This window comes from Enterococcus caccae ATCC BAA-1240, assembly GCF_000407145.1.
Lineage (GTDB): Bacteria > Bacillota > Bacilli > Lactobacillales > Enterococcaceae > Enterococcus_L > Enterococcus_L caccae.
Genome location: NZ_KE136474.1, coordinates 410,203 through 428,128 on the forward strand (window position 1 = coordinate 410,203; position 17,926 = coordinate 428,128).

Below are 17,926 nucleotides of genomic sequence, written 5' to 3' on the forward strand. Positions count from 1 at the left end.
CAGATAAGGCTATTTTAGCATAAAAAAAAGATTTCTGCGAATTGCTAAATGTTTCACGTGAAACATTTCAAAACAATGTTTAGCATTGGAAATATAAAAAGAGATCAAAGAAACTAATCTTTGATCTCTAAATAAATTCTATATTATTGCTCTTCACCAACAAATGGTAATAAGCCCATGATACGTGCGCGTTTGATTGCAATTGTTAATTTACGTTGATTTTTAGCACCTGTACCTGTTACACGACGTGGCAAAATTTTTCCACGTTCAGAAATGAATTTTTTTAATAATTCAATATCTTTATAATCAATATATTCAATATGGTTTGCAGCGATATAATCGACTTTACGACGTTTACGTCCGCCTCTTCTTTGTTGTGCCATTCTTATTCCCTCCTATCAAATTCGTTTAGAATGGTAAATCATCATCTGAAATGTCAATAGTTGAACCTGTTCCACCAAATGGATCAGAGTCCCTATCGAAATCAGGCATACCGTTATTGTTAGACTGAGAGGATGATTGATTAAAATTGTTTTGTCCTGAAAAATTATTATTCTGTGGTTGGAAACTATTTCCTCCACCAGCATTATAGCTAGGTGTTGAATCTGATCCTTCTGATGTTTGTCTTTGTTCTGAAGCAGAACGAGACTCTAACAATTGGAAATTCTCACATACAACTTCAGTCACATAAACACGTTGACCTTGTTGATTTTCGTAATTTCTAGTTTGAATACGACCAGTTACGCCTAATAATGTACCTTTACGCGCATAGTTTGCCATAGTTTCGGCAGGTTTACGCCAAATCACACAGTTAATAAAATCTGCTTCACGATTTCCATTTGCATTCGTAAAGTTACGGTTTACTGCTAAAGTAAATGTCGCAACCGCTGAACCACTAGATGTATATCGTAAATCTGGATCTTTTGTTAGTCTTCCAACTAATACAACGTTGTTAATCATTTAAACATCTCCTTTCGTCAATCCAATGTTTCACGTGAAACATTTGGTTATGCTTCTTCCTTGATAATCATGTGACGGATAATATCGTCATTGATTTTAGCAAGACGATCAAATTCATTGATTGCTCCTGCTGTTGATGGAGAAGATACTTTAACGATATGATAGATGCCTTCACGGAATCCGTTCATTTCATATGCTAAGCGGCGTTTTTCCCAATCTTTTGATTCGATAACTTCAGCTCCGTTATCTTTTAAGATTGTGTCGAAACGTTCTACTAAAGCAGTTTTTGCTTCTTCATCAATGTTCGGACGAATAATGTACATAACTTCATAATTCGTAACTTGACTCATTGATTTTCACCTCCCTATGGACTTTAGGCTCTTAGTTTGCTAAGAGCAAGGAGAGTTATCTAAAATTAAATAGACTACTCACAATTTTTCATTATACAGCTAAAAGCTGATAAAATCAAGTATTCTTCACAATTTTTGATCATTTTTTTTAAACAATTATTTTCTCTCAGCCTTACTTTTAATATACGCAGAAATCAGTTTTTTTACTTTTTTTGCTTATGATTCAGGTTATTTATTTTTCATGGTATACTATCCTTGTTCGAAATTACACAAATAATTAGAAGTTGCTTGAAAGGATGCTGTTACATTGAATCAATTGTTAGAATACCAACCGCTCAACTTGTACACGAATTATCTTGAGGCTGCGCGTAATACCCCTGAAACTGCCATTATTCATGATGAACCTTTACCAGCTTTCCCAGAACTTGGAACGCATTATACCTATCAATTAAGTCACGACGCCATTTTAACCCGTGCCTATCAATTGGCTAGTTTAGGAGTAAAAGCTGAAGATAAAATCATTATTTTTAAAAGCTCAAAATTCGATACGTATTTGTTAGCCGTTGCCGCTTCTTATTTAGGTGCTGTTCCAGCGATGATTTCATATCATTTTCCGGCTGAAACGATTGAAGTTTTTGTGGATCGCCTAGAAAATCCATTTATCATATTTGATGATGAAACAGCAGAAAAAATAGAGAAAGTAACAAATAGTTCACAAGAAAAGCAAATTTCTGTTGCAAAACTTTTACAAGCACCTGCGAATGAAGTTGCTCAAGTAGAACTACCAAAAGATATGATTGCCTATATGACACACACCTCTGGAACAACTGGGATTCCAAAACTGATTTGCCATTCTGCTAACTCTATGGGGTGGCGTACAAAATGGCAAAAAACAATTTTTACAAAAATCGCAGAAAAAAAACTTGTTGGGTTTCATATTTCTCCGGTTCATTCTCGCTTTAATATTGGGATTTCTTCTTTAATGACAATGGGGTTTCCAATGATGCCATTATCGATATCAAATAGTGATTCTGTTGCCCAAATGCTTTTACAACACGAACCAATCGCTCTTGAAACTCATCCAAACAACTTCGTCCAATGGACCTCGTTAGCCAAAAAAATGCCCGAAGCTTTCGCAAGTGTTCGCTACTATCATTCTACTTTTGATGCTATCAATAATGCTACAATGGCAAGTTTCTTACAGGCTTCAGAAAAAAATGAGCCCATTTTTCTTCAAGTTTATGGTCAAAGTGAATGTGGTCCGATGATCTTAAAAGCTCATACTTTAGAATCGCTTAAAACATCTGATGCACGCGATATGGGAGTAGGCCTGGAAGGTTTGACCGAAGCACGTATCGCAGATAAAGAAGGCAATGTTCTACCTGATTTGACTGATGGACACATCCAATTTTTATCTAAAGGACGTGCACTGACATACTATAAAGAAGATGATCGCTTCCAAGCCACTGTTTTTGGCCCTTGGTGGGACAGTGGTGATTATGGCTTTATGGATGCAAACGGCCATTTGTTCTTAAAAGATCGTCAAGTCGATTTGATTGATAAAATTGATAGCAATTTAGCCGTCGAAGACCATTTGTTGGATGCTCTTGATTTCCTTCAAGAAGTAATCATTGTTAGAGCGAAAGATAACTCTCCTCAACCGATTTTAGCAGTTGATCCAAAACTAGGAATGGATTGGGATGCTTGGTGGGAACAAGTTACTGATTTGCCTCATTTAAACAAACCAATTATTATGGATTGGAATGACATTCCTCGTACAGCTACAATGAAAGTCCAACGATTACAAATCGAGAAAGCTTTAAAAGAAGCCGAATAATCTAGAATAAAAAGAAGCGCAGACTAACATGACCATTAGTTTACGCTTCTTTTTATTTTATCCATAAAGTGTCAAAAGCACCATATTTCAATAACTTTTCTTGAGCTAAAGAGACACCGATCCCCACTCCGTCTGGCACAATGATTTCTCCATTTTGAATCTCGAAAGGTTCTGTAATGATATCTTCGTGATAATAACGGTCAGAAGCAGAAATATCACCTGGGAAAGTGAAAATTTTTTGAGAAGCAAACTGTAAATTCAAGGCCCTACCTACACCAGATTCAAACATTCCGCCTAACCAGACCAGTAATTCCCTTTCTTTACAGAAATCAACTATCTTCATGGCTTCTGTGATGCCACCTACTCTAGGAATCTTCAAATTAATACTCCGACAACTTCCCAAAGAAAATGCTAGCTCACAATCTTTAAGCGTCCGAATATTTTCATCCAGACAAATGTCTGTTTTCAACTCTTTTTGTAATTGTGCATGGTCTAAAAAATCATTCGCTGCAAAGGGTTGTTCAATCATAGCTAAATTATACGCATCTAATTGGACCAAGTGAGGAATATCCGTAATGGTATACGCCGAGTTAGCATCCACCATAAGAGGTATATCAGGAAATTTATTCCGGATCACGTCTATTGGTTCTAGATCATAGCCTGGACGTATCTTCAATTTGATGCGTTGATATCCTAACGCTATATACTGAGTAATTTGATTCAATAATTTAGTTAAATCAGTCTGTATACCCACACTGATGCCAACAGGAATCTGTACCCTAGTGTCATAAAAATATGTTTTTAAGCTCTTTCTATTACGTTTAGCAAATAAGTCCCAAATCGCTGTTTCAAGGCTAGATTTAGCCATTTGATTGCCTTTTACTTCATCAAAAAGAGCCGATACTTCTTCAGGGTGTTGAATATTTGTATTTTTCAATAAAGGAATTAAATGTTTTTCAATAATTACCCGAGCTGTATCAATGGTTTCTTCTATGTAATCTGGCTGTTCAAATGGAACTAGTTCACCCATACCTTGGTTACCCAGTTCATCGGTCAACACTAAAATATCAAAAGCTTTTTCTGTTAAACGACCGTAACTTGTTTCAAAAGGAATCCTTAAAGGAAGTCGAACACGATAACGATCAATACGGTGAATTTTCAACTCCAGTTCCTCCTCCAAGTATCATCTTTTTTCCAAATAACTTGATACAAATGCTACAACAAGTTGCTCAAATGTCTCTGGTTTTTCTATATGGACACAATGGCCTGCATTACTAACTACTTCAATAGAAACATTTGGTTGTTGTTCTGTCATTTTCTTAGCAATTTGTTGAAATTTGAGATCCAATTCTCCAACTATCAATAACGTAGATGCTTGAATCTTGTCTAGCTCTTGCCAAAAATCTGGTTGAACCCCTGTCCCCATATACCACAAGCTACACGCTAAGCCAAAACTTTGTTGTGATAGCCGCTCTTTGCGAAGTATCTTTTGGACTTTTAATGGTAGTTTTTTTTGACTCTCAAAAAGTGGTAAATTTTCCCATCTTTCAACGAAAGCTTCAATAGGATGATTCATAATAAAAGTAGCTAAATGCTCATCAGAGTATTTACGCATCATTCGCTCTGATTCCTTTTCTAAGCCAGGCGAACCACTTTCTAAGATCAATTGTTGAACCTTTTGAGGAAATAAACAGGCAAAGCCTAAAGCCGCTCTAGCACCCATTGAATAGCCTAATAAAGAAAATACCAAAATCCCCAGCTGTTCAGTCAATAGTGCAATATCTTGGCACAAACATGTCATCTGATAGCGATACGGATGAACATAACAATCTGTTTTTCCATGACCGATCAAATCAATCGCTAAAATATTGAAATCACTTTCCTTTTGAAAAACAGGTTTAAATGTCTGACTAGTACCTGTAAACCCATGAAAACAAACCAATGTTGGTCGGTTTACTTCATAGTCTGAAAACCACTCATAATAATATTTCACACCATTTATTGTTGTATTCATTTATTTTTACCAAACTTTTCTTTTAATCCTGCAACTACTTTTTCGTATAACTGGACATTTTCCTGACGATCACCAACCACTTCAATGATTTGAAATTCTGGCTGTCTCTGAGTTGTTTCCAACAATGTCCCTAATTGTTCTAAACTTTCAGCTTTTACGTATTTTGCATCATATAACTGAGCAACTAAAGAAAAGTCTATATCGATCGGTGTTCCAAAAATTGGTTCAAAATCTGTCTCATCTAACTGACGTTGTGATAAAAAAGAGAAAATACCACCGCCATTATTGTTCAGCAATACAATCGTTAAGGGCAAGTCATAACGTTTTGCAACTAGTAACCCGTTCATATCATGATACATCGCCAAATCACCGATCAATAAAACATTTTGCCGATCCGGATTGATGGCACACATGCCTAAGGCTGTTGATACAATGCCATCGATACCATTGATTCCGCGATTACCAAATAACTGATAATGGTTCGTTTCCGTTGTAGAAAAACGATCTAAAAAACGAATCGCATTACTATTTGAAACAAACAACTGCCCATGTTTCGCCATTTTTTTATGAACAAGAAGACTAGCAGAAGTTTCGTTCAGTACTTTCATCTCACTAAGTTCATTCAGTTGTTGTTCTGTTATTTCCTGCCATGTAATCCATTGCTGGCTCCAGGAATCTAGGGTTTTTATTGCAACTTTATCTATAATTGACTGAGCAAAAGATTGTTCTTCTACTTGAATAGCGACCTGAGCTTGTTTTAATTGATCTTGCCATTCGCCTGTTTCATCAACAAAGTAGATAGCAGTTCTTTCATCAAGAGACTGTAACCAGAACATCGTGTTCTTGGAAATCGGTAACATGCCAAAACGAACGATTACTTCTGGCTGTTGCAGCATCTCAACTTCTTGGATAAACAGATCAGCATAACTCATGATCAAAGGACTCTCTTTGCCACATGCAGTAACATTTGCCAGTGGATCACTAATGATTGGCCAGTTTAAGGTTTCAGCTAATTTAATAAATACTTCTGCTTCTGTTGGTGTATGGCTCCCACCTATAACTAAAACACCTCTCCGTCCTTGCCAAGCATCAACACACTTGATCAAGTGTTCTTCTGACAGTTGTTTTTTACCAGCTAAAACTTCAGTTGTTTTTTCAGTGATCAATGATTGATTTAAGTCTGGTAATAATGGCTCTCGCAACGGAAAGTTCAAATGAATAGGACCGCTGGGAACTTGACAGGCAGTATCTGTAGCACGCATTCCTTGCCAATAAGCATAATCCAGCATCGTTTTAGTTCCTTCTGGAATCGCCATCTCTATGAATTCTTTAACATGATTTTGGAACAAATAAAATTGATCCATAGCTTGTGGAGCACCCACTTGCCGTAATTCATGTGGTCGATCAGTAGTCAAAATAACCAATGGAATATGACTAGCGTATGCTTCACAAATTGCTGGATAGTAATTTGCTGCAGCCGTTCCTGATGTACACAATAAAACAACCGGCTTACTACTCGCTTTACTCAACCCCAAGGCAAAAAAAGCTGCTGAACGTTCATCCACTTCAATAAACGTCTCTATTTTCTCTTGTCGATGCAGTAATAATGCAAGTGGTGTGGAGCGAGAACCTGGACTTATCACAGCTTGTTCTACCCCACTGCTGATCATTCCTTCAACAAAGGTTTGTAAATAATTCGTCATATCACTTTGATTTGTCATGATCTTCCCCACCTATTCCTCTTAACATCGGTTGAAACTTGATTTTTGTCTCGATTCTCTCTTGTTCTGCTTGAGAATCTTTAACGATCCCACAACCAGCATATAAGTAGCCTATATTGCCAGAAAATACTGCTGAACGAATCCCAACTGCAAATTCCCCTACGTCTTCTTTAATCGCAATCCAACCAATCGGTGCACCATATAATCCTCGGTCTAGCTGTTCATGCTCTTTTAGCCAAGCCAAAGCTAAGTCCTTTGGTTCTCCACCTAATGCTGGTGTTGGATGAAGTTGCTGGATGCCTTTTAAGAAACGATACTCTTTTTGTCGTTGTCCTTCAATTGGTAAGTATAAATGCTGAATATCCCGATTCTTTAATAATTGTGGCGTTTCAGCCTGAATTGAAGTCCCTGTCATTTGTTCTAATTCCTTGATGATTCTATCGACAACGATTTTGTGCTCCTGCTTATTTTTTAAATCATTTAGCAAGTAGTTCCCTAATGATTCGTCTTCCATCACTGTTGTTCCACGTGAAACAGATCCAGCAATACTTGCAGTCGAAAATGTCTTTGTAGAAGCCTTCAATAAGCGTTCTGGCGTAGCACCGATAAAGATTTGTTCATCTGATTCAAGAACAAAAAAGTACGTATTCGTCTGTTGTTGTTGAAGATGTTGTAAGATGATGTCTGCTTGGAATGGTTGCTCACTCTTGACTTTCATTCGTCTAGCTAAAACAACTTTTTCTAACGGACCCACTTCGCGCAATTTTGCTACTGTATCATCCACTACCGCCATCCATTCAGATACAGCGATTTCTTCTGCTGTTATTTGTGTACTCTCTTTCTTGTCTGTTAGATCCGTTTTCAATAAGTTGGCATATTCTTCTGTGAGTTTTAACCATTTTTGCTGTAATATTTCTTTATTTTCCGCACTAAAATTCATCGAAAGATATTGTTTTCCTTCGGCTTCAGTCAGTAGAAATGTTGGCAAATAAAACAGCCCTTGCTCCATACGTCCCCAATCGTTTTGTTCAGTTTGTTTGCTATCAAAAGCAAAACCTCCAAACAAAATAGCACCTGTTCCTGTAACAGAAGTATTTTGATAAATTTTATCTTTTTCTTCTGAAATAAATGCATCAACCTGTTCAAAAGATGCTTGATCATAAACTAATTCTCTTTCTTTACCGAGACCAACCAATGTAAAATTTTTTTCCGGTGTTTGCCAATAAAAACGCTCGCCTTTAAATTTTTTTTGTCCCTTCTCAAATGAAGTACGCAAAGAATCTGGATTTTCATTTATTTCTTTGACCCAGCTAAATTGTCGATAGCCATTTTCAAAGGCTTGCGTTAATTCTTTAGGAATGCTCATTTGCTTAAAAAAGCCTCCCTTTCTATTGTTGTTAAGCGGTGTTTCGCTAATTTCCCACTAGCTGTTTTTGGTAGAGAGTGGCATAAATAAATTCGTTTGGGTAGTTTGTATTTTGCTAAATATTGTTTAGCAAAGGAGTTGATTGTCTCAGTTGTGATCGTTGGTGTACCAACAATATACGCGACTGGAACCGCGCCCCATTTTTCATCTGGCTCACCCACAACTGCAACTTCTATTACTCCAGGAAATTCTAGTAAAACGTGCTCGATTTCTGTGGGATAGATATTTTCCCCACCTGAAATAATCAACTCACTTAAACGGCTGACTAAATAAAGATACCCATCTTCATCTAGATATCCCATATCCCCTGTTTTAAACCAACCATCTGCCGTCCATTTTACCGTTTGCCATTGTTCACCATTTAAATAGTGACGAATGACATTTTTCCCTTTTAGTAGGATCTCACCCACGTGATTAGACTCTAGTTGTTTCTCGTTACTATCAACGATTTTGATTGCCATTCCCATCAACGGTTTACCTGCGGAACCGATTTTTTTTGCAGCATCTTCAAACCTTAAAGCCACTACTTGTGAACAAGTTTCCGTCATTCCATATGATTGAATCACAGGAATACCATAGCATTCACATGTTTTTAATGCTTTAGGCGAAATGGGTCCACCGCCAAGCAACATTGCTTTAAAGTTTGAGCTGTAACCTGTTTCAGGATAGTTTTCCAATAATTCTTGTAACATGATTGCTACAACGGAAATAACGGTTCCTTTATTTTTTGCTAGATCATCCGTTACAGTTTTTGCATCAAATTTACTATATAAACGAAAACTACATCCCAATACCAATTGACGTATGATGATCGACAGCCCACTAATATGAAATAATGGAACTGGACACAGCCAACAATCTTCTTCCGTAATCTCCATGTTTTCTTGTGTCGCTAAAGCACTAGCTAGATGATTACTAAAACATTGTAGGACGCCTTTAGGATTTCCTGTCGTACCAGATGTGTACATTATCGAAGCTGTTGTTTCAAGTTGATAGACAGACGTTATTTCATCCACTAATGAGTCATTTATTTCAGATTGTATCATTTCAATTAACGTAAAAGATTCCAATTCAGTCAGAAATGACATGCTTTCAGTAGCAAGCACTATCTGATTTACTTCGGCATCGGCTAATTGATAACGAAGTTCTTGTAGGCTTAATTGTGTATTTAACAAAACCAGCTCTTTCCCTAATTCCCATAAAGCAAGTATTGAAAAATACATTTCTTTTGAATTACGACTAAATAGAGCAATTCGTTTTTCTTCACTAGGAATCTTCCTAGAAAATGCCGTTACCCAACACCTGACTTCATGCCCAACTTCAGCAAATGACCACACTTCATCTTGCCAGTAAAAAGCAGGACGATCTGGTCTTTCATTTACTTGTTTTTGCAGCCAACTACTCATGTTATTCACCCTTTTATTTTATGGAAATTTAGGGAATTGGTCGAAATCAGGATCACGTTTTTCTTTAAATGAATCGCGTCCTTCTTTGGCTTCATCCATTGTGTAATAAAGCAGTGTTGCATCTCCTGCTAATTGTTGAATTCCAGCAAGTCCGTCTGTATCAGCGTTTAGAGAAGCTTTGATCATGCGTAAAGCAAGTGGACTTTTCTTCAACATTTCTTCGGCCCATTCCATCGTTACATCTTCAACTTCAGCTAAAGGCACGACAGTATTGATCCACCCCATATCCAACGCTTCTTCAGCTGAATATTGTTTACATAAGAACCACACTTCTTTGGCTTTTTTATGACCAACTACACGAGCTAAATAACCAGAACCATAGCCACCATCAAAGCTTCCTACATTTGGCCCAGTCTGACCAAATTTAGCATTGTCTGCTGCAATCGTTAAATCACAAACAAGTTGAAGGACATTTCCCCCACCGATCGAATACCCTTTGACCATTGCAATAACAGGTTTTGGAATCACTCGAATCAAACGCTGTAAGTCTAATACATTCAAACGAGGAACACTATCTTCTCCTACATAACCACCGTGACCACGAACTTTTTGATCTCCACCAGAACAAAAGGCTTTGTCTCCTGCACCTGTCAAAATAATGACACCTACATCTTGTTTATCACGGCTGATGTTAAACGCATCGATCATTTCCATGACCGTTTTTGGGGTAAAGGCATTATGCACTTGAGGTCGATTGATAGTGATTTTTGCCACTTTACCTTCTTGTTCAAATAAAATTTCATCGTATTCTTTGATCGTTGTCCAGTTTCTCATGAGGAAACCTCCTTATAATTTTAAAAGCGGAACAAGCTGCTTAGCTCTGACAGAAAAATAGGAAATTAAGACTAAGGTGCTTTTTGCCTTATTCATAATTTATCTTTTTTCCGAAGAGCTAGCTTGTACAGCTAGATGACAGAAAAGCGGAACAAGCCCGTTTAGTCTCGACTGAAAAATAGGGAAATATGATTGTGACACTCTTTGTCACTGGCAGATTTCATCTTTTTTCCGAGAGACTGGCTTGTACAGCTAGATGACAGAAAAGCGGAACAAGCTCGTTTAGTCTCGACTGAAAAATAGGGAAATATGATTGTGACGTTCTTTGTCACAGACAGATTTCATCTTTTTTCCGAGAGACTGGCTTGTACAGCTAGATGACAGAAAAGCGGAACAAGCTCGTTTAGTCTCGACTGAAAAATAGGGAAATATGATTGTGACGTTCTTTGTCACAGACAGATTTCATCTTTTTTCCGAGAGACTGGCTTGTACAGCTAGATGACAGAAAAGCGGAACAAGCTCGTTTAGTCTCGACTGAAAAATAGGGAAATATGATTGTGACACTCTTTGTCACTGGCAGATTTCATCTTTTTTCCGAGAGACTGGCTTGTACAGCTAGATGACAGAAAAGCGGAACAAGCTCGTTTAGTCTCGACTGAAAAATAGGGAAATATGATTGTGACGTTCTTTGTCACAGACAGATTTCATCTTTTTTCCGAGAGACTGGCTTGTGCAGCTAGATGACAGAAAAGCGGAACAAGCCCGTTTAGTCTCGACTGAAAAATAGGGAAATATGATTGTGACGTTCTTTGTCACAGACAGATTTCATCTTTTTTCCAAGAGACTGGCTTGTACAGCTAGATTAGTTTTCAATGCCTCTATTATACACAAATATGAAGATTTTAGAATGATAGACGGTTTAGAGAGTGGCGAAATTGAACTTAGAAAAAGGAACATCCCACGAGCCCCCAGTCGTAAGACGTTCCTTAACATTTATCACCATGGTCAATGATGGAATCTGGATTCCTAACTTTATTATTTGTGAATTTAAAACTTTTAATGAATCTTCTGATATCGATGCTATTACTTTATGGAATTTACAGTACTTTCGTTTATGGTTACTTTTTTCTTCAGAAAAACTGTCTGATACAACAATGAAGTTACATCAGACAGTTTTATTTTACAGATAGATACTTCCCTTAGCTATAAACAATCTTTCAAATCATATCACAATATATTACATACAGTTCTCTTCTAAGTTCATGTCGTAAAGTGCTTAGCTTAAACGTATTTCATCAAAAAAAGGAATAAAGCGAGTTCTTGATTACTTGGATTACTCCTCTCTAAATTAAAGATTCTCCCGATAAAAAGCCTCTAACCTCTCCACTGCCAAACCAACTGGTTCTTCCTGATCATACAAATCATAATGACTAGCACCTTCGATCACATACAAATCCTTCTTCTCAGAAGCTGCACGAGCAAACAACTCGTGTCCATCTCGATTCGAGCCAAATGCACCTTGTACACTACCAACAATAATTTGCAGTGGTTGTGTCAGTAATTCTTCTACAAGATGAAACGCATCAAACCCAATTACTGAACCAAAACTAGTATATCTCACTTTATTTGGAGAACAAGGATGTTGGCCACGAGGTGTCGTATAATAGTCCACTGCTTCAATTATATCAATATCTGTGATTCCAGCAGCTTCTCTTTCTTCTTGATTCTTAGGAATCCAATTCGCAATCAAAGGATTTTCGCCTCTTGCTTCCACAGTCCGTTGTTGCCCAATCGCTTCTAATGCCTTGATTACGCCAACTGTATCGCCATGACTTTCACGATTGACACGACCAATATTTGCACCTACAACAGTTCCAACTGCTTTGATCCGACGTTCGGTCATTGCTGCGTTGACTGCGTAACCTCCACCAGCACAAACACCTAAAACACCAATCCGATCGACATCCACATAATCAATTGTTGTTAAATAATCAACTGCACAGCGAATATCTTCGACTCTTGCTGCTGGTTCTTCAATAAAACGCGGTTCTCCTTCACTTTCTCCTTGATAAGAAGCATCAAAAACCAGCGTGACATAGCCTAATGCTGCTAGTTTTTCAGCATAAATACCAGCAGTTTGGTTTTTACAACTACTGCCAGGATGGACACACACAATAGCAGGATATTTCTTGCTTGTATCTAATCCATCAGGGATATTTAAAATACCCGCGACCTTTAATCCTTTTGCATCAAATTTTACCGTTTGTTTTTCTACATTCATCATAATACCACCTTTATTTTTCTCTTGAGAGAATTATTACACTCTAGTATAATAAAATGCAGAAAAATACTTTTCAATAACCAAAAAAAGAAAAATGAGACTTACTACACACTTGTTCAAAAATGTGTAGTCTAGGAGAAAGAATATGAGTAAAATCGATCGAAGAATTCTAAAATCAAAACAAGCGATTCGGACAGCCTTTGTAAACTTATTAATGGAACGTGGCTTTGACGAAATAACAATAAAAGACATTGCTGAACAAGCAGATATTGCTAGAAAAACCTTTTACCTGCACTATCTAGATAAATATGATCTTTTAGAACAACTTGTCGATGAGCACTTATCTGAGTTACGGATAATTTGTGATCAAAAACAAGAAAAAGAATTGGTAGAAGGAACAATTATCTGGTTTAACTATTTTGATGCACGTAAAGATTTTTTTCAAGCGCTGTTTAAAAGTAACAGTACACTTTCATTTCGAAAAAAGTTACTAGATTTTACGATGGGAGAACTAAAGAAAAAAATCTACCCACTATCTGATAGCAACAGAACGATCGATCAAGAAATTCTCTTAAAATTTTTGGGAATTGCTGTGATGGGGATCATTGAATCCTTTGTTCTAGAAGAGATCAATGGCGATACAGCACTTGTAGCTAAACAAGTCGGAAAACTTGTTCAAAGAAATATATAATCAAAAATAAAAATGGGACAATCATTAACGATTTATATTAGTATCAATGTGCCAGCATCTCTTGTGCAATATCAAATCCAGTCATACCAACAGGATAGTACGTAGGCCAATTATCCATTTCTTCCAATAATTTTTGCTGACTTTCATCCCCAAAATAAATATGAAAATGTGCTGCTTTTGAAGGGGCGATTCCATGATCTGAAAATTGAACATATTTATACGGCGTATCTTCTGTGGTTTCAAATAAATAGCGAACTCCACGATTGCCTGCTTTATAAGTTAAGATTTCTTTTCCTACGTATTTATATTTCGACGAGTACTCTTTATCCCCTACTATAAAAGTCATGGTATCCTTACTGATATCAATTCGATCTACGTCTGTTTGATATCCTTTCTGATAATAGTCTTTGTATTCTTCTGCCGTCATTTTTTTCGTTCGTTTTTCTTTATAATCAAATACTTGGTCAAACATGCCCTCTTCTAAATAAGGAAACACTGATTGCCACTCACCAGTATAATCAGAAAGATTACGATCTTTAACCTCTTTATCATCAAAATAACCATTTGAAACCGTCTTGTTTACAGTAGCTTCAGTTAATTCTTTTTTAGGCGTAACTTCTGTTGATTTTATCAGTGCTTCTAAATTCTCTTGCATCACACTAATATACGTTTTGCCTGCTTTCATATCCTCATTTGTAAGACCTTCTAACGGATTTAATACAAGTAATTCAACACCTGTCTCGTTTGCTAAGGTTTTCGCTACTCGGTCATTTGCATTTTCTTCAAAATAGATATAGTTGATTCCTGTTTCTTCAACTAATTTTTTCAGTTCTGCAATCCGTGAAGGTTGCGGTTCTTGATCGGGAGAAATTCCTGCAATGGGTATTTGTTTTAAATTATAATCCAAAGCTAGGTATGAAAAAGCTGTATGTTGGGTAATAAAATTCTTTTGTTTGGCATTCGTCAACTTTTCCTCATATAGTGCATTAAGATTCGTTAATTGTTCGATATAATCTGCCGCATTTTTAGTAAATGTCGTTTTTTGCTCTGGGAAATGTTTACTCAATTCATCTCTGATTGTTTCAACTTCTTTGATTGCTCGAAATGGACTTAACCATACATGAGGATCATAGTCATGAGAATGCCCGTCATTGTTTTCCTCTGCTGAATGATCGTGATCGTCACTCCCAGGTAAAAGAATCATCCCTCCACTTGCCTTGATACTCGTCACATTCTTTAATGATTTTTCCATCTTAGGCACCCAAGTTTCCATGTATTCACTATTATAAACAAAGGCATCTGCATCTTGTAATTTGGCAATGTCCTTTGCAGAAGGCTCATAATCATGTGCTTCTGTTCCTGCTGGAACCATTAACGTTACCTCACCAACGTCACCAACGATATTTCTAGTAAATTCATACATCGGATAAAAAGAAGTGACAATCGTTAATTGTTTTTGACCTTTCTTCTCTTTTGTCTCCGCTTTTGGGTTGGTACAAGCTGTTAAAATAATTCCTAGTAAAAATAGCCCTACGATAATAAGTCGTAACTTCTTTTTCATTTCTGATCTCCTCAATCGTTTTATTTATGATCCAGTGTCTCTTAGAGAATTGCTAATGTGAAAAACACATTATTGTATAAGAGCTAATTGTTCATCAGATCGCTCCTTTCCGATTCGCATCCGATAAAACGTAATGATTACGTTTTAACCACATGAGAATATAACAACTTTTTTTATCGTTGTCAAGAGACGAAAAGAAACTAAGAAAGTATACAGCCAAAATAAAGAGCGTAGGACAATAGTCAGAAAAAATCTGATTATTATCCCACACTCTCTATTTTCTATTCTTATTCCATATAAATACTGTTCGTAGGAACGACTTGTGCACCAAACGGCATCAGTGCCAATTTAGCCAATTTAAACGACTGCATCCCAAATGGTATTCCGATGACCGTTACACATAAAATAATTCCGCTGACACAATGTCCTACTGCCAACCAAAATCCACTGAAAACCAACCAAAGGATATTCACTAAAAACGAGGTCGTACTCGTGCTATACACAACTCTTTTTCCAAATGGCCAAAAGCTCAACCCTGCAAGCTTAAAACATTGCAATCCAATCGGAATTCCAACGATCGTAATACACCACAGAATTCCTGCTAAAAGCCAAGTCAATCCACCAAAAAAACCACCAAAAATAAACCAAATAATATTTCCTAGACAACCCATCTCTAAATCCTCTACTTTCTGCTTAAACTTATAAAAGTAGATTATACTATAAAAGATAAACAAATACTTTACTTATTGCATAAATTTTCTCCTTCAAACAAAATTATCTGTTTTTTTTGAAAAGCCTACTGGTAATTACTGATAAAACAGCATTATTGAATAATAAAATTTAATAAAAATCATGAACAACAGGAGATGTTTGATGGTATTAAATGTCAAAGCGTCTTTTTTGTTACCCAAGAATCTTCCTCACACTTGAATGATGGAGGACGAATCATCAATCTTTCCTCTTTTGTGACATGTTCCGCTTCCCCAAATGTTTTTACTTATAGCATATCAAAAGGTGCAATCGATACATTTACTTTCCTATTTGCTACACAGTTAGGTCCTTGCAATATTAGAGTCAATGCTGTATTAATACCGAAATAAATCCTGACACTTTATAAACTTCACAGGGACGAAAATATGCTGCTAGTTTATCTGTTTTCAACCGAACCGATGGGGAGAACCAGAAGATGTAGCTGATATTGTGGCCTTTCTAGCATCTGATGATAGACGATGGGTTTGGTCAGTTGATTGATGAAAGTGTCGAATCTAACTTATTAAAAAATCTGAAACTTTTTTCTTTCACTTATAACATGTATAATCATCAGTATGGATTTGTCTATCAAAGTACACCGATGCTTGGAAAAAGAGCACTTCCAGATGGAAACGTTCTAGGCATGTTCAAACAAAATAAATTAGTAACGAAGCTAAACCACGCACTCGAAAAGAAAAATAGCCACTGGCTCGCCGTTTTAGACGATTCTATCGCAGATATCGGCCTTATTGCTCCAGAAGCAGATGCCATTATTTATGTGCCAGAACTGCAAAAGCAGTTTGACTTAAAAGATTACCCAAAAGAAAAAGCATTCTACTTTGCTTCTTTAAAGTATCATGAGTTGAATCTAGATAAAGTGATCGCTTTTCTAAATTCGATCTAGCAATAATTTTTTTGGAGAAGGAGAGGTTTGATTTCTATGCATTTATTAGACTATTTGAACATTGAAACTACTGAGCTATCAAAATCAAAAGTTGTGTTAACAATGAAAATAGAAGATTTTCACAAACAGCCTTATGGGATTTTACATGGAGGAATGAACGGGATTTTAATTGAAACAGCTTGTAGTTTAGGCGCCAATGAACAGTTGGACAAGAGTTCCTATGCAGTTGGTATTGATCTTCAAATCAATCATCTCAAAGGGGTTCCTAATGGGATTTTAACAACAGTAGCAACACCAGACCGTATTGGTCAATCAATTCAAGTTTGGGAAGGGAAAATTTTTAATGAGATTGGCGAAATGATTGCCGTTGGTCGCTGTACTTTGGTAAGCCGAAAAATAAAAAATAACGAGGGTGCTTCTACTCCCCCTTTTAGTAAACAGTAGGGTGTAAACCATTACTTTTGTCTTACACCCGCTTTTACTCTTAAAAAAATTACCTTTACTAATACTAGTTTATGCTCTTCTTTCAATGTGGCTAAACGTCATTTCACGTTTTTATCTTCTCATTTTGAGCTGCCATATTTTATTGCTCCTAATTTGGTTGATACGCTTTTTAGGATGGATTCAAAAATAAATAACTAGATGCTCTTATCAGAGATCAACTTGCCACAAGTCATACTTTTCTTCAAAATAATATTGACCTTCAGCTAGATGATTTCTCCTGTGATAACTTTTAGATTCATTAACAACGTGGACATTACTTCTAATTGCCGTTGATCCACTTCTGAATATTTTTGATTCATTATTTTTTCTCTTTCTTTTTTTACAAGTAAATACATTAAATTTAATTCTTCCGATGTCAAATTGGATAAATAAACATGGTTTGGTTCAGAGTAGGCAAATGCCTCGATTTCAAACGTTTCTGGATTTCTTTTTAAACTCGTTCTGATTTGAAAACCATTTGAAAAAGTGATCATTTCAACATATAGATACTCTGAAAAAGTAATCGGTCTTCGTTCATAAATAGTTGTTGTTCCTCCAAATATTTCTAATATATTTTCAAGAAAGTTTGATAATGCCGTACCAATATTTAATTGTTTTGAAAAAGTTTTAGATAGTAATAATTTCTCTTGTGTCATATTATTTACCTCTCACTTCTTATTACCCTTTATTATAATCATATTTTTTTCA

The 17,926-nt window shown here is 36.4% G+C and carries 19 protein-coding genes; 6 read left to right on the plus strand and 13 right to left on the minus strand.

From position 1 onward, the window contains the following. Positions 1–143: 143 nt before the first annotated feature. Genes rpsR through rpsF form a run of 3 tightly spaced genes read right to left on the minus strand, consistent with a single transcriptional unit; the run spans position 144 to position 1,310 of the window. The gene (rpsR, locus tag I580_RS12375) at positions 144–383 is read right to left on the minus strand and encodes a 30S ribosomal protein S18 (protein WP_010762117.1); all 240 of its coding nucleotides are present in this window, start codon (positions 381–383) and stop codon (positions 144–146) included. Between the two features lie 25 nt (positions 384–408). Then, positions 409–960 (minus strand): single-stranded DNA-binding protein, encoded by a 552-nt coding sequence (gene ssb / locus I580_RS12380; RefSeq protein ID WP_010770290.1) that lies wholly within the window; start codon positions 958–960, stop codon positions 409–411. A gap of 47 nt (positions 961–1,007) precedes the next feature. Further along, complete coding sequence (gene rpsF / locus I580_RS12385) at positions 1,008–1,310, minus strand: 30S ribosomal protein S6 (protein WP_010762119.1); 303 nt, start codon at positions 1,308–1,310, stop codon at positions 1,008–1,010. Between the two features lie 307 nt (positions 1,311–1,617). Here rpsF and I580_RS12390 point away from each other — a divergent pair, with 307 nt between their 5' ends. Continuing rightward, on the plus strand, positions 1,618–3,147 hold the full coding sequence (locus I580_RS12390) for an AMP-binding protein (protein ID WP_010770289.1): 1,530 nt from the start codon (positions 1,618–1,620) through the stop codon (positions 3,145–3,147). A 52-nt stretch (positions 3,148–3,199) separates the two neighbouring features. Here the strand turns inward: I580_RS12390 and menC are convergent, their stop codons facing one another. The 6 genes from menC to menB are packed head-to-tail and all read right to left on the minus strand — an operon-like array spanning position 3,200 to position 10,548. Beyond that, the gene (gene menC, locus I580_RS12395; RefSeq protein ID WP_010770288.1) at positions 3,200–4,309 is read right to left on the minus strand and encodes an o-succinylbenzoate synthase; all 1,110 of its coding nucleotides are present in this window, start codon (positions 4,307–4,309) and stop codon (positions 3,200–3,202) included. 21 nt (positions 4,310–4,330) lie between these two features. Next, positions 4,331–5,161, minus strand: a complete 831-nt coding sequence (gene menH, locus I580_RS12400) for a 2-succinyl-6-hydroxy-2,4-cyclohexadiene-1-carboxylate synthase (protein ID WP_010770287.1) — start codon at positions 5,159–5,161, stop codon at positions 4,331–4,333. Further along, positions 5,158–6,882, minus strand: coding sequence for a 2-succinyl-5-enolpyruvyl-6-hydroxy-3-cyclohexene-1-carboxylic-acid synthase (gene menD / locus I580_RS12405; RefSeq protein ID WP_010770286.1), 1,725 nt, complete (start codon positions 6,880–6,882; stop codon positions 5,158–5,160). Before menD ends, menH begins: the two co-directional genes overlap by 4 nt. After that, positions 6,866–8,248 carry an isochorismate synthase gene (locus I580_RS12410; RefSeq protein WP_010770285.1) on the minus strand — a complete coding sequence of 461 codons (1,383 nt, stop codon included), beginning with the start codon at positions 8,246–8,248 and terminating at the stop codon, positions 6,866–6,868. The genes menD and I580_RS12410 overlap by 17 nt, the downstream gene beginning before the upstream one ends. After that, positions 8,245–9,714, minus strand: a complete 1,470-nt coding sequence (locus I580_RS12415) for an o-succinylbenzoate--CoA ligase (protein ID WP_010770284.1) — start codon at positions 9,712–9,714, stop codon at positions 8,245–8,247. Before I580_RS12415 ends, I580_RS12410 begins: the two co-directional genes overlap by 4 nt. Positions 9,715–9,732: 18 nt before the next feature. Continuing rightward, entirely contained in the window at positions 9,733–10,548 is an 816-nt protein-coding gene (gene menB / locus I580_RS12420; RefSeq protein ID WP_010770283.1) for a 1,4-dihydroxy-2-naphthoyl-CoA synthase, read from the minus strand. A 935-nt stretch (positions 10,549–11,483) separates the two neighbouring features. Here menB and I580_RS12425 point away from each other — a divergent pair. Beyond that, on the plus strand, positions 11,484–11,738 hold the full coding sequence (locus I580_RS12425; RefSeq protein ID WP_143141671.1) for a hypothetical protein: 255 nt from the start codon (positions 11,484–11,486) through the stop codon (positions 11,736–11,738). 158 nt (positions 11,739–11,896) lie between these two features. Here I580_RS12425 and I580_RS12430 read toward each other — a convergent pair whose 3' ends face one another. Then, complete coding sequence (locus I580_RS12430; RefSeq protein WP_010770282.1) at positions 11,897–12,829, minus strand: alpha/beta hydrolase; 933 nt, start codon at positions 12,827–12,829, stop codon at positions 11,897–11,899. A gap of 145 nt (positions 12,830–12,974) precedes the next feature. Here I580_RS12430 and I580_RS12435 point away from each other — a divergent pair, with 145 nt between their 5' ends. After that, positions 12,975–13,520, plus strand: coding sequence for a TetR/AcrR family transcriptional regulator (locus I580_RS12435; RefSeq protein WP_010770281.1), 546 nt, complete (start codon positions 12,975–12,977; stop codon positions 13,518–13,520). A gap of 43 nt (positions 13,521–13,563) precedes the next feature. Here the strand turns inward: I580_RS12435 and I580_RS12440 are convergent, their stop codons facing one another. After that, a complete protein-coding gene (locus I580_RS12440; protein WP_010770280.1) occupies positions 13,564–15,081 on the minus strand; it encodes a zinc ABC transporter substrate-binding protein AdcA in 1,518 nt (505 codons plus the stop codon). Positions 15,082–15,368: 287 nt separating this feature from the next. After that, entirely contained in the window at positions 15,369–15,752 is a 384-nt protein-coding gene (locus I580_RS12445) for a YccF domain-containing protein (RefSeq protein WP_010770279.1), read from the minus strand. A 195-nt stretch (positions 15,753–15,947) separates the two neighbouring features. On the opposite strand from I580_RS12445, the gene I580_RS17470 reads away from it, so the two are divergent. From I580_RS17470 to I580_RS12455, 3 genes are all read left to right on the plus strand, one after another. After that, entirely contained in the window at positions 15,948–16,181 is a 234-nt protein-coding gene (locus I580_RS17470; RefSeq protein ID WP_071865825.1) for an SDR family oxidoreductase, read from the plus strand. A gap of 119 nt (positions 16,182–16,300) precedes the next feature. After that, positions 16,301–16,735 carry a hypothetical protein gene (locus I580_RS16990; protein WP_010770278.1) on the plus strand — a complete coding sequence of 145 codons (435 nt, stop codon included), beginning with the start codon at positions 16,301–16,303 and terminating at the stop codon, positions 16,733–16,735. Positions 16,736–16,771: 36 nt separating this feature from the next. Continuing rightward, complete coding sequence (locus I580_RS12455; protein WP_010770277.1) at positions 16,772–17,179, plus strand: PaaI family thioesterase; 408 nt, start codon at positions 16,772–16,774, stop codon at positions 17,177–17,179. 263 nt (positions 17,180–17,442) lie between these two features. Here I580_RS12455 and I580_RS12460 read toward each other — a convergent pair whose 3' ends face one another. Continuing rightward, positions 17,443–17,874 (minus strand): hypothetical protein, encoded by a 432-nt coding sequence (locus I580_RS12460; RefSeq protein ID WP_010770276.1) that lies wholly within the window; start codon positions 17,872–17,874, stop codon positions 17,443–17,445. Positions 17,875–17,926: the final 52 nt, after the last annotated feature.